This is a genomic window from Streptomyces sp. NBC_00440 (genome assembly GCF_036014215.1).
In the GTDB taxonomy this organism is placed as follows: domain Bacteria; phylum Actinomycetota; class Actinomycetes; order Streptomycetales; family Streptomycetaceae; genus Streptomyces.
In genome coordinates, this window is the sequence record NZ_CP107921.1 from 7,564,772 (window position 1) to 7,575,995 (window position 11,224).

Here is an 11,224-nt window from a genome sequence, read left to right on the forward strand (position 1 = left end):
TCGTGCCGTGCGCGCCTCGCTGGGCGCACTGAGCGGGCTGATCACCGGGCTCGCCGCGCTGTGTGTCGCCGAGCTCGTCTCGCCGGCCATTCGGCCGGAGGCGAGTCCGGTGACCGCCGTGGGCGGTGCGGTCATCGACCGCACCCCGCCCTGGCTGAAGGATTTCGCCGTACGGCACTTCGGGACCAACGACAAACTGGTGCTCCAGCTCGGCATCCTGGTCCTCCTGGCGGCTTTCGCCATGGCGGTCGGAGTGGCCGCGTTGCGCTACCGGAAGGCCGGTTCCGCCGCCGTACTGATCTTCGGCGCGGTCGGGGCGGTGGCGGCGGCGGGGCGGCCCGACGGCGGCCCGCTGGACGCGCTGCCCTCGGTCGTCGGTGGCCTGCTGGGCTGCGGGGTGCTCTACCTGCTGACCGGCAGGCTGGCTCTCCACCCCTCCCACACGGTCGGCGTGGCCGAGGGGAAGGGCGAGGCGCACGGGACCTTCGACCGACGCGGTTTTGTGATCGCCGCGACGGCCGCGGTGGCGGCATCGGCCGGAGCGGGCGTTCTGGGACGCCGGCTCAACGCATCAGGGTCGGCCGAGGCCGCCGCCGTACGGAAGAACATCGTGATCCCGCGGCCCGCCTCGTACGCCCGGCCGATTCCGGCGGGCGCGGACCTCCGGATCCACGGCCTGAGCCCGTTCACCACACCCAACAAGGACTTCTACCGGGTGGACACCGCGCTGGTGGTTCCGAAGGTCGACGCCAGGAACTGGCGGCTGCGGATCCACGGCAAGGGTGTCTCCAAGCCGATGACCGTCAGCTACCACGACCTGCTCCAGCGGGAGCTGATCGAAAGGGACATCACCCTGACCTGCGTGTCGAACCAGGTGGGCGGCCCTTACGTCGGCAACGCCCGGTGGATCGGAGTCCGGCTGGCGGACCTGCTCAGTGAGGCAGGGGTGAAACCGCCCTCCGAGGGCGGACCCGCCGACCAACTGGTGGCCCGCTCGGTGGACGGCATGACCATCGGCTCACCGGTCGACACGGTGATGGACGGCCGTGACGCCATGCTCGTGCTCGGCATGAACGGCGAACCGCTGCCTTTCGCCCACGGGTTCCCCGTCCGGATGCTGGTTCCGGGACTGTACGGCTACGTCTCGGCCTGCAAGTGGCTGACCGATCTCGAACTGACCACGTTCGACGACTACGACGCCTACTGGGTCAAGCGGACCTGGTCCAGGCAGGCCCCCATCAAAACCGAGTCCAGGATCGACACCCCACGCCCCTTCGCCAGTCCGGCAGCGGGAAAGGTACCGGTCGCCGGAGTCGCCTGGGCGCAGCACCGTGGGATCGCCGAAGTGCAGGTCCGGGTCGACGGCGGCACATGGCACACGGCCGAGCTGGCGGCGGAGGACTCCAAGGACACGTGGCGCCAGTGGAAGTGGGAGTGGCCGGCCACTCCCGGCAGCCACACCATCGAGGTCCGCGCCACCGACCGGGACGGCTACACCCAGACGGACAAACGCGTCGGGACCGTGCCCAACGGCGCGACCGGCTGGCACTCGGTGGTGGTCGCCGTGACCTGACCACCGCCCCCAGGGCCCCACCCGCACGCCGTACCACCCACGCCATACCACCCACGTCATCCGTACCCCCGAGTGCGCTGTTCCTGTGCACCGTGCACCGACAACACCGTGCACCGACAACAAGGAGAAACCATATGTTCGCCAACCGATTCCACCGCGCCGCCGTTGTCGTCGTAGGAGCCGCTGTACTGCCGCTCGCACTCAGCGCCTGTTCCAGCGACAGCGGCAGCAAGGACACCAAGTCGTCGACCTCCTCGGATTCCTCGAAGGATTCCTCGAAGCCCTCCAAGAGCACCGACACGTCGAACATGGCGGGCAAGCCCTTCGGTCCCGCCTGTTCGTCGGTCCCGAAGAGCGGCGCGGGCAGCTTCAACGGCATGGCCCAGGACCCGGTCGCGACGGCCGCGTCCAACAACCCCGACCTCTCCACACTGGTCACCGCGGTGAAGAAGGCCGGCCTGGTGGACACCCTCAACAGCGCGAAGAACATCACCGTGTTCGCGCCGACCAATGAGGCTTTCGCCAAGATCCCGAAGGCCCAGCTGGACAAGGTGCTCGCGGACAAGGCGATGCTCACCAAGATCCTCACCTACCACGTCGTGGGCCAGAAGCTCACCACCAAGGACCTGGCGTCCGGCACCTACCCGACGCTGGAGAAGGGCAAGCTGATGACCGCCGGCTCCGGCTCCTCGTACAAGGTCAACGACACCGCGAACGTGGTCTGCGGCAATGTCCCCACCGCCAACGCGACGGTCGACATCATCGACAGCGTCCTGATGCCGAAGTAGTCACGTCCCGGGCCACGGGCCGGCCGGCGCGACGGGGACGTGCCGGCCGGCCCGGCCTGCGTGGGACCCTGAAAAAGGGGGAGACCCCTACCAATCCGAATGGCCTGTCGCTCCGAATCATGGAGGAAGTCTGTTCGGATGGCATGGGTCGGATGTCACCGGGCTCCGTCCAGTACCGACCATTGAGGAAAGCCGCGTGAAGGAAGCTGTTTTCATCGGCGGTCCCGCTTCGGCGGGACCGGATCTGCAAGAACTGCTCGGCCAGGTCGCCCGCGGCGATCAAGATGCCTTCTCGCGTGTCTACGACCTCGTCTGCGGTCCGGTGCTGGGTCTGGTGCGTTCCGTACTGCGCGACCCCGCCCAGTCGGAGGAGGTCGCCCAGGAGGTGCTGCTGGAGGTCTGGCGGTCTGCTGCCCGCTTCCAGCCCTCTCGCGGATCCGGGATGACCTGGGTCCTCACCCTCGCCCACCGGCGGGCGGTCGACCGGGTGCGCTCGGCCCAGGCGTCCAGCGACCGCGAGCACCGGGCCGCGCTGCTTGATCAGAGCCCGGCCTTCGACCAGGTCACCGAGCAGGTGGAGACCAACCTCGAACGGGAGCAGGTGCGGCGCTGTCTGCGTACCCTCACCGAGCTTCAGCACCAGTCGGTGACCATGGCGTACTACCAGGGACTGGCCTACCGGGAGGTCGCCGAGTTGCTCTCGGTCCCGCTGGGCACAGTCAAAACCCGCCTGCGTGACGGTCTGATCCGGTTGCGCGACTGTTTGGGGGTGAGCGCATGAATGCCGAGGATCTGCATACGCTGACCGGCGCCTACGTGCTGCACGCGCTGACGCCGCAGGAGCGCATCGCATTCGAAAGACATCTTGAGGCGTGCCCCGCGTGCGCCATGGAGGTGCGCGAGCTGGCTGCCACCGCGGCTCGCCTCGGGGAGGCCGTGGCGGTCACCCCGCCACCCGCGCTCAAGGAGCAGGTGCTCGGCAGGATCGCCACTGAGCGACAGGAGCCGCCGAGGGTCGCCCTGCGGGCCACCGCCGGTGCCCGCCGCGGGCGTGCGCTGTCACGTTTCGCACTGGCCGCCTGTGTGGCCGCCGCTGCAGGATGTGGCGGGATCGCGGTGTGGCAGCACCAGAAGGCGAGCGAAGCCCGTGCACAGGTCCACTCCTCGCAGCAGCAGGCGCAGGATCTGGCTTCCGTTCTCGCGGCCCCCGACGCCAAGATCACGACGGGCAGGCTGAAGAACGGCGGGAACGGCACCGTGGTCGTCTCTCATCAGCGCGATCAGGCAGCATTCCTCGCGTCCGCACTGCCCGAACCGCCGAGCGGCAAGGTGTACGAGCTCTGGTACAACGACGGCGGAACCATGCGGGCGGCCGGTCTGCTGAAGCCCTCGGGCGGCTCGCATGCCGCACTGATGTCGGGTCCTGTCGGCGCGGCGTCCGGAATGGGGATCACGGTCGAACCGGCGGGCGGCTCCAAGCAGCCCACATCGAAACCGCTGGCGCTGATGAACTTCGCGACCTGACGTGATGCACCTGCCGGATGCGACCCGGCCGGACGGTCCCGCACACACCGGGCGGGCGGGCCCCTGAACTGCCCTTGGACAGAGGCCCACCCGCGCGGTACGACGTACGGTGCCGGTGCGGTACCGCGTCAGCCGACGTTCACGTCGATGCAGGTGTAGAAGGCGTTACCGGTGTCCGCGATGTTCCATACGGCCAGGACCTTCTGCTTGCCCTTGAGGCCGCCGAAATTCACCGAGTGGGTGACGGTCGCGCCGGGCTTCGCACCGTGGTCGTCGAACTCGGCGATCTTCTGTCCGCCGACGAAGTACTGCCAGGTGCTGGTGGCGTGCTGCGCGGTCAGCGTCCACTTGAAATCCGTGGTGGAGCTCACCGGTGTGACGGCCCAGCCCTTGGAGTCGTCGTCGAGCTCGGCGTACTGGGCGTTACCGCCACTGCAGCTCTGGAGGCCCTTGGGGCCTTCCACACTCTGCGGCTCGTAGGTGATGGCACCGCAGCTGACGGTGTGTGCCGCACACTGCGCCTGCCTGCTGGGAGGCGACGAGACATATCCGTGAGCGCTGGCCGAGCTGACGGGCAGGCTGACCGCGAGTACCGGCGCGAGAACGGCGCCCAGGATCGCGGCTGTCCTTCTTTTCGCGTGCATCAGAACTCCTTCACATCAGGTCTTCCTGCACGCGGCCGGGCCTGTGGGGGACCCGGCCGCGTGCAGGTCGGCCTCTCGCGGGTGGGGGCCGAGAGGCGCGAAGGGGGCGGTGCGGACCACCTGCGCGGCCGACAGAACCGAGTGGTCCGGCAACACGCCAGTGGTCTGCACCAACTTGGTCCAGACCATTTCAGTTCGACGTGTCCGCGTCAAGGGTGGGGCGTGTGGGGGCCCTGTGGACGAACCGTCGTCACCCGGTCGGGGAACCCCCGCTGCGGCGGCCTCCCCTCCTGGCGGCGGGGCGGCCCTGCACCCGGTCGCCAGCCCCAGCTTGCGCGGGCGGTCCGCTGCACGTCGTATGGGTATGCCGGTGTGCGTCCTTCGGTCGTACGGTGCGTCAGTCTGCCGCCCCCTACGCCTCCGTGCCGCCGGCCGTACGTCTCAGCCCGGACTGTCTGGAGGCAGGTGTCCATGTCAAAAGGCGCAAAGAGAACCGGTGGTCTGGTCGCTGAACTGTCCGCCGAGTTCGCCGGCACCCTGATCCTCATCCTGTTCGGGTGCGGGGTGGTGGCGCAGGTGGTGGCCGCGGGTCTCGGGGACCACGACAGCATCGCCTGGGCCTGGGGTATCGGCGTCACGCTGGGTGTGTATGTCGCCGGCCGGATCAGCGGGGCCCACATCAACCCGGCGGTCACACTCGCCTTCGCCCTCTTCCGGGGCTTTTCCTGGGCGAAGGTCGTCCCCTTCGTCGTGGCGCAGACCGCCGGTGCTTTCTGTGCCGCGCTGCTCGTGCGGTGGAACTACACGGAAGTGCTGGCCAAGTTCGACCCCGGACACACGTTCAAGACGCAGTTCGTCTTCTCGACGCTGCCCGGCAACGGAAACCTGCCGGTCAGTGAGTGGGGGGCCCTGCGTGACCAGATCCTCGGTACCGCGATCCTGCTCTTCGTGCTGTTCGCGCTCACCGACGTGCTCAACGACCCGCCCGGCGCCAATATGGGGCCGCTGCTCATCGGTCTGCTCATCGTGGCCATCGGGATGGCCTTCGGTGCCGACGCCGGGTACGCCATCAACCCCGCGCGTGACTTCGGCCCCCGACTGGCGAGCTTCATCACCGGCTACCACACGGCCTGGCGAGATCAGTACGGCAACCTCTACTTCTGGGTGCCGATCGTCGGGCCGCTGATCGGCGGTGCGCTCGGTGCGGGGCTGTACAAGTTGATGATCGGGCGGTTCCTGCCGTCGCTCGGCAAGGGGCAGGAGACCGGAAGGATTCCCGTGGCGGACTGACGAGAGGCCCGCAGGTCAGGAGAGCCGGACGGCCGGCAGAGCCGGTGGTGGGGACCCGTGTACGCCGTGGGTCCCCACCACCGGCTCTGCCGGCCTCTCGCTGTGCCCGGGATGGACTTTCCGAACGGACGGATGGACTCTTCTGCGTCAACTCACCGGTAGAGCATCGAAATTGAGAGTCTGGGTTCCGCAGAACATCGGATGAATGGGCGAAGGTGTGGCCCCGGCAGGCCGCGCCCGAAGCCCTGAAACCGAGGCCCCTGCCACCGAGACCTCTGTCTGAGGTCCCTGAGGCCGAGGCCTCTGCCACCGGAGCCCCTGCCACCGAAGGACCTGCCCATGGCTCTCAGCCGACGCCTCTTCGTCACCGCGCTCGCCGCGGTCAGCGCTACCGCCGGTTCGCCCCTGCTCGCTCCGGAGGCCCTGGCCGCGTACGGCCGCCACCCCTCCGTACCCGTCGAGCCCGGCTACCGCATCGCCATCAGCCCGGACGACACCCCGGACGAGCTGGTGGCCAAGGCCGCCCGGCTGCGCCCGACCGAGCGTCAAATAGCCTGGCAGCGGCTGGAGAAGACGGCGTTCCTGCACTTCGGCGTCAATACCTTCACCGGCCTGGAATGGGGCACGGGTGAGGAAAGCCCCGATGTCTTCCAGCCGACCGGACTGGACACCGACCAGTGGGCGCGGGCGCTGCGCGACGGCGGCTTCGAACTCGCCATCCTCACCGTCAAGCACCACGACGGCTTCGTCCTCTACCCCTCCCGTTACACGGACCACGGTGTGGTCTCCAGCAGCTGGGAGAACGGCCGCGGCGACGTACTGCGCTCGTTCGCCGACTCGATGCGTGCCCATGGGATCAAGATCGGCGTCTACATCTCCCCGGCCGACGAGAACCAGTACCTGCACGGTGTCTACGCCAACGGCAGCGCCCGCACCTCCCGCACGGTGCCCACCCTCACGGACGGCGACGACCGGGCCGGAAAGAGGCTGCGTACCTTCGAACTCCAGGCCACCGACTACGGCGCCCACATGCTCAACCAGCTCTACGAAGTGCTCACGGAGTACGGGCCGGTGGACGAGGTGTGGTTCGACGGCGCCCAGGGCCGCATCCCCCCGGAGAAGGTGGAGCACTACGACTGGGACAGCTGGTACGAGGTCGTACGCGCCCTCGCGCCCGGCGCCTCCATCGCGGTGTCGGGACCGGACGTCCGCTGGGTGGGCAACGAGGGCGGGCTGGCCCGCGAGGACGAGTGGAGCGCCGTACCCGTCGCCGAGGTCGAGTACGGCCGTACCGACTACGCCCTCCCCTACGACGCCCCCGACCAGGGCAGCCGCGACGCGCTCGCCGCCTCCCGGTCGGTCGCCCAGTACCTCCAGTGGTGGCCGGCCGAATGCGACGTGTCCATCAGGCCCGGCTGGTTCTACCACGCGGACCAGCAGCCCAAGACGGTCGACGAACTCACCGACATCTACCTGCGGTCGGTCGGGCGCAACTCCGTGCTGCTGCTGAACATTCCGCCGGACCAGCAGGGGCGGCTCCCCGACGCGGACGTCGCCGTACTCCGCGCCTTCGACGAGCGCATCGGCGCCGAACTGCCCAAGAACCTCGCCCACACGGCGCGGACCTGGGGCGACGGACACCACCCGGGCCTCGCGGTGGACGGCGACCCGGACACGGCATGGACCGCGCCCGCAGCGTCGGACGGTGCGCTGTACGTCGACTTCGGCCGCCCGCGCGAGGTGGACCGGATCCGGCTCGCCGAGGACATCCGCCACGGTCAGCAGGTCGAACAGATCGTCGTGGAGGCCCGGACGGGGGAGGGCTGGACCCAGGTCGCGAAGGTGGGGACCGTCGGCGCGAGCCGAATCGTCCTGCTGCAGTCGCCGGTGGCCGCCCGGCAGTGGCGGCTGCGCGTACTCGGCTCCCGCAGGCCCGCCCGTATCGCGGAGTTCGGCCTCTACCGCTCGCTGAGCTGAGCTGACCACCGCACCGGTCCGCACCGGCCCACCGGCGCGGACCGGTGGGCCGGTCCTGCTCTGCCGTCAGCGAATCTGCTGGGGGCCGAGAAAGCTCAACAGGAGTCACGGCCGGGCCGACTGTGGGGGGAGAGCGCGGCGCAATCGCGTCCGCGCCCCGACAAGGAGGACCGATGTCAACTCCCGCTACCGGCTGGGGCACCGCCCTCGCCCCCCGAGCGTCCGACGACGACAGCACACCCGCCACCCGCTTCGACGACCATCTGGCCGCACAGCTCCTGATGCAGCGCATCGTCATGCTCGGCACACAGGTCGACGAGGTGTCGGCCAACCGCGTCTGCGCCCAGCTGCTCCTGCTGTCGGCGGAGGACCCGAAGACCGACATCAGCCTGTACATCAACAGCCCCGGCGGCTCGGTGACGGCCGGGCTGGCGATCTACGACACCATGCGGCTCATCCCGAACGACGTCTCCACCCTCGTGATGGGATTCGCCGCCAGCATGGGCCAGTTCCTGCTCACGGTCGGGTCGCAGGGCAAGCGCTTCGCACTGCCGAACGCGCGGATCATGATGCACCAGCCGTCGGCCGGTATCGGCGGGACTGCCGCGGATATCGCGATCCAGGCGGAGAACCTCGAATTCACCAAGAAGTCCATCGAACGGATCACCGCCGAGCACACCGGCCAGAGCGAGGAGACGATCTCCCGCGACGGTGACCGCGACCGCTGGTTCACGGCGGAGCAGGCCAAGGAGTACGGCATGGTGGACCGGGTCGTGGAGTCGCTCGGCGATGTCCGGCCGGCTGGTCCGCGGCGACGGACGGGGCTCTGAGATGGACCGGTACCCGATGGACATGAGCCAGTACACGATCCCGAACGTCGTCGAGCGCACCCCGCAGGGGGAGCGGTCCTACGACGTCTTCAGCAGGCTGCTCTCCGAGCGGATCATCTTCATCGGCACCGAGATCGACGACGGCGTGGCCAATGTCGTCATCGCACAGCTGCTGCACCTGGAGTCGTCCGGCCAGGAGACCGAGATCTCCATCTACATCAACTCACCGGGTGGATCGGTCACTTCACTGATGGCCATCTACGACACGATGACCTTCGTCAACTCGCCCATCTCGACCTTCTGCGTCGGCCAGGCGGCCTCGACCGCGGCGGTGCTGCTCGCCGGCGGGGACCCCGGGCGGCGCTTCGTCCTCGACCACGCACGGGTCCTGCTGGGGCAGCCTGCGAGCGGCGGCCAGCAGGGCACGGTATCCGATCTCAGCCTGCGGGCGAAGGAGATGCTCCGGATCCGCTCGGAGATCGAGGAGGTGCTTTCCCGGCACACGCACCACGAGATCTCCGAACTGCGCGCCGACATGGACCGCGACAAGGTCTTCACCGCACGCGAAGCCGTCGCGTACGGGCTCGCCGACCAGGTGCTCAGCCGCCGGAACGCAGCCGCGTAACGGACCGTGGCGGACCGAAGGCCGGTGCCCACGGGGGACTGCGGGAGGGGCTGCGGGGGCCTACCGGGGCCTCGCAGTGAAGGGCCGGGCCGGGTGCGAGTCGCACCCGGCCCGGCCCTTCCGGTTGCCGAACTCTCAGGCCGCCAGGCGCACTTCGCCCTGACGCGAGACCGGAGACGTGGCCGGGGAGGCGACCGGGTGAACGACCGCGCGGCGGGAACTCAGCTCCGCCACGGACACTGCCGCACCGTTCTCGCCGGCGCGGGCGGAAGGCCGGCCGGAGACCGGGCCGCGCGCCGTGGTGGCGGGCGCGGGCGTCGGCGCGGTACGCGGCACGGCCGGCATCCGGCGGGTGAGGCGTGCCAGCTCGCGCTGGCCCAGGGCGAGCAGATCACCGAGGCCGAGACCGAGCGCACGGGCGGCAGCCGCGAGGACCTCGGACGAGGCCTCCTTACGGCCGCGCTCCAGCTCGGAGAGGTACGGCATCGAGATTCTGGCCGCGTCGGCCACATCCTTCAGCGTGCGCTCCTGCGCGAGACGTTCGCGGCGCAGGACGTCTCCCACGACGTCCCGCCACAGGGGCTCTTTCGCCTCCGCCTGCGGGACAGGCGCAGCAGCGGCTGCAACCGGGCGCAGGGGAAGGACGCGGGCTTGGTTCGGTCCGTGGCTGCTCACCCCTTCAGCCTAGGAGCCCCGCGCCCGGCAGGCTGCCGGTGGCGTTCTGCCCTCGGCGAATTCCCCCGGAGAATTCCCCGGCGAATTCCTATGGGGCGCCGCCGCTGTCAGACGAGGGGCAGCCCGGTGTAGTTCTCGGCGAGCGAGGCCGACGCCGCGTCGGACGAGGTGACGTACCGCAGGTGCGAGAGCTGGAGCCGGCGGTCGAACCCGGTGGCGGCGGGGTCGGCGTGCAGCAGGCTTGTCATCGTGTACGAGAAGTGCTCGGCCCGCCAGACACGTCGCAGCGCGGTCTCGGAGTACGCGTCGAGCAGGGCCTCGTCCTGGTGGGTGTGCCACTGGGTCAGGGCCTGTGCGAGCAGGGCGACGTCGGCCACCGCGAGGTTGAGGCCCTTGGCGCCGGTGGGCGGAACGATGTGGGCCGCGTCGCCGGCCAGGAAGAGACGGCCGTGGCGCATGGGCTCCGCCACGAAGCTCCGCATCGGGGTGATGCCCTTCTCGGTGATCGGGCCGCGCGCGAGCTTCCAGCCGTCGTCGGTCGCGAAGCGGGCGTCGAGTTCGTCCCAGATCCGCTCGTCCGGCCAGTTGTCGGTGCTGTCCGTGGGATCGACCTGGAGGTAGAGGCGGCTGACCTGCGGGGACCTCATGCTGTGCAGGGCGAAACCGCGCTCGTGGTGGGCGTAGATCAGCTCGTCGCAGGAGGGCGGTACGTCGGCCAGGATGCCGAGCCACGCGAAGGGGTAGGTGCGCTCCGAGACGGTGAGCAGTCCGTCCGGCACGGAGCGGCGCCCGATGCCGTGAAAGCCGTCGCACGCGACGACGACATCGCAGTCAAGCGTGTGTTCGGCCCCGCCGTGGCGGTAGCGGACGGAAGGGGCCGGGGTGTCGATCGCGTCGACGGAGAGCGCCTCGGCCTCGAAGAGCACGGCGCCGCCGGCCTGTTCGCGCAACGCGATCAGGTCCTTGACCACCTCGGTCTGCGCGTAGACCGTCACTGACCGCCCACCGGTGCCGGCGGCGAGGTCGATGCGGTGCGGCCGGCGGTCGAACCGGAGCTCCACACCCGTGTGACGGATGCCCTGGCGGTCCATCCGTTCTCCGGCCCCGGCGGCCCGCAGTACCTCGGCCGTGCCGTGTTCGAGGATGCCGGCGCGCTGGCGCTGTTCGACGTATTCCCGGGTGCGGAGTTCCAGGACGACGTTGTCGATGCCCTGGCGGTGGAGCAGATGGGACAGCAACAGGCCGGCCGGGCCGGCGCCGATGATGCCGACGCGAGTGCGCATGACGGACTCCTGGGG

General features: G+C 69.6%; 11 protein-coding genes. 8 read left to right on the plus strand and 3 right to left on the minus strand.

Going from position 1 to position 11,224, the window contains the following annotated elements; translation table 11 throughout:
* Positions 1 to 7: 7 nt before the first annotated feature.
* The 4 genes from OHB13_RS33645 to OHB13_RS33660 all read left to right on the plus strand — a co-directional run bounded on the left by OHB13_RS33645 (position 8) and on the right by OHB13_RS33660 (position 3,885).
* On the plus strand, positions 8 to 1,573 hold the full coding sequence (locus OHB13_RS33645; RefSeq protein ID WP_328379630.1) for a molybdopterin-dependent oxidoreductase: 1,566 nt from the start codon (positions 8 to 10) through the stop codon (positions 1,571 to 1,573).
* Between the two features lie 134 nt (positions 1,574 to 1,707).
* Complete coding sequence (locus OHB13_RS33650) at positions 1,708 to 2,361, plus strand: fasciclin domain-containing protein (protein WP_266850632.1); 654 nt, start codon at positions 1,708 to 1,710, stop codon at positions 2,359 to 2,361.
* Between the two features lie 196 nt (positions 2,362 to 2,557).
* A complete protein-coding gene (locus tag OHB13_RS33655) occupies positions 2,558 to 3,142 on the plus strand; it encodes a sigma-70 family RNA polymerase sigma factor (RefSeq protein WP_328379631.1) in 585 nt (194 codons plus the stop codon).
* The gene (locus OHB13_RS33660) at positions 3,139 to 3,885 is read left to right on the plus strand and encodes an anti-sigma factor (protein WP_328379632.1); all 747 of its coding nucleotides are present in this window, start codon (positions 3,139 to 3,141) and stop codon (positions 3,883 to 3,885) included. Before OHB13_RS33655 ends, OHB13_RS33660 begins: the two co-directional genes overlap by 4 nt.
* Before the next feature lie 128 nt (positions 3,886 to 4,013).
* On the opposite strand, the gene OHB13_RS33665 is transcribed toward OHB13_RS33660, so the two are convergent.
* Positions 4,014 to 4,529, minus strand: coding sequence for a lytic polysaccharide monooxygenase auxiliary activity family 9 protein (locus OHB13_RS33665; RefSeq protein WP_266850626.1), 516 nt, complete (start codon positions 4,527 to 4,529; stop codon positions 4,014 to 4,016).
* A gap of 471 nt (positions 4,530 to 5,000) precedes the next feature.
* On the opposite strand from OHB13_RS33665, the gene OHB13_RS33670 reads away from it, so the two are divergent.
* From OHB13_RS33670 to OHB13_RS33685, 4 genes are all read left to right on the plus strand, one after another.
* Entirely contained in the window at positions 5,001 to 5,819 is an 819-nt protein-coding gene (locus OHB13_RS33670) for an MIP/aquaporin family protein (RefSeq protein ID WP_266850624.1), read from the plus strand.
* A 339-nt stretch (positions 5,820 to 6,158) separates the two neighbouring features.
* Positions 6,159 to 7,796 (plus strand): alpha-L-fucosidase, encoded by a 1,638-nt coding sequence (locus OHB13_RS33675; protein WP_328379633.1) that lies wholly within the window; start codon positions 6,159 to 6,161, stop codon positions 7,794 to 7,796.
* A 173-nt stretch (positions 7,797 to 7,969) separates the two neighbouring features.
* Positions 7,970 to 8,626, plus strand: a complete 657-nt coding sequence (locus OHB13_RS33680; protein ID WP_266850620.1) for an ATP-dependent Clp protease proteolytic subunit — start codon at positions 7,970 to 7,972, stop codon at positions 8,624 to 8,626.
* Positions 8,627 to 8,648: 22 nt separating this feature from the next.
* Complete coding sequence (locus OHB13_RS33685) at positions 8,649 to 9,251, plus strand: ClpP family protease (RefSeq protein WP_328379634.1); 603 nt, start codon at positions 8,649 to 8,651, stop codon at positions 9,249 to 9,251.
* 135 nt (positions 9,252 to 9,386) lie between these two features.
* Here OHB13_RS33685 and OHB13_RS38825 read toward each other — a convergent pair whose 3' ends face one another.
* On the minus strand, positions 9,387 to 9,926 hold the full coding sequence (locus OHB13_RS38825) for a helix-turn-helix domain-containing protein (RefSeq protein WP_405754790.1): 540 nt from the start codon (positions 9,924 to 9,926) through the stop codon (positions 9,387 to 9,389).
* Positions 9,927 to 10,033: 107 nt separating this feature from the next.
* Positions 10,034 to 11,209 (minus strand): 4-hydroxybenzoate 3-monooxygenase, encoded by a 1,176-nt coding sequence (locus OHB13_RS33695; protein ID WP_328379635.1) that lies wholly within the window; start codon positions 11,207 to 11,209, stop codon positions 10,034 to 10,036.
* Positions 11,210 to 11,224 lie beyond the last annotated feature (15 nt).

Excerpts from the sequence above, each read along its gene's own strand:
- OHB13_RS33680 (WP_266850620.1), top strand. The coding sequence starts at position 7,970 with ATGTCAACTCCCGCTACCGGCTGGGGCACCGCCCTCGCCCCCCGAGCG.
- OHB13_RS33670 (WP_266850624.1), top strand. The coding sequence starts at position 5,001 with ATGTCAAAAGGCGCAAAGAGAACCGGTGGTCTGGTCGCTGAACTGTCC.
- OHB13_RS33675 (WP_328379633.1), top strand. The coding sequence starts at position 6,159 with ATGGCTCTCAGCCGACGCCTCTTCGTCACCGCGCTCGCCGCGGTCAGC.
- OHB13_RS33695 (WP_328379635.1), bottom strand. The coding sequence starts at position 11,209 with ATGCGCACTCGCGTCGGCATCATCGGCGCCGGCCCGGCCGGCCTGTTG.
- OHB13_RS33660 (WP_328379632.1), top strand. The coding sequence starts at position 3,139 with ATGAATGCCGAGGATCTGCATACGCTGACCGGCGCCTACGTGCTGCAC.
- OHB13_RS33685 (WP_328379634.1), top strand. The coding sequence starts at position 8,649 with ATGAGCCAGTACACGATCCCGAACGTCGTCGAGCGCACCCCGCAGGGG.
- OHB13_RS33665 (WP_266850626.1), bottom strand. The coding sequence starts at position 4,529 with ATGCACGCGAAAAGAAGGACAGCCGCGATCCTGGGCGCCGTTCTCGCG.
- OHB13_RS33650 (WP_266850632.1), top strand. The coding sequence starts at position 1,708 with ATGTTCGCCAACCGATTCCACCGCGCCGCCGTTGTCGTCGTAGGAGCC.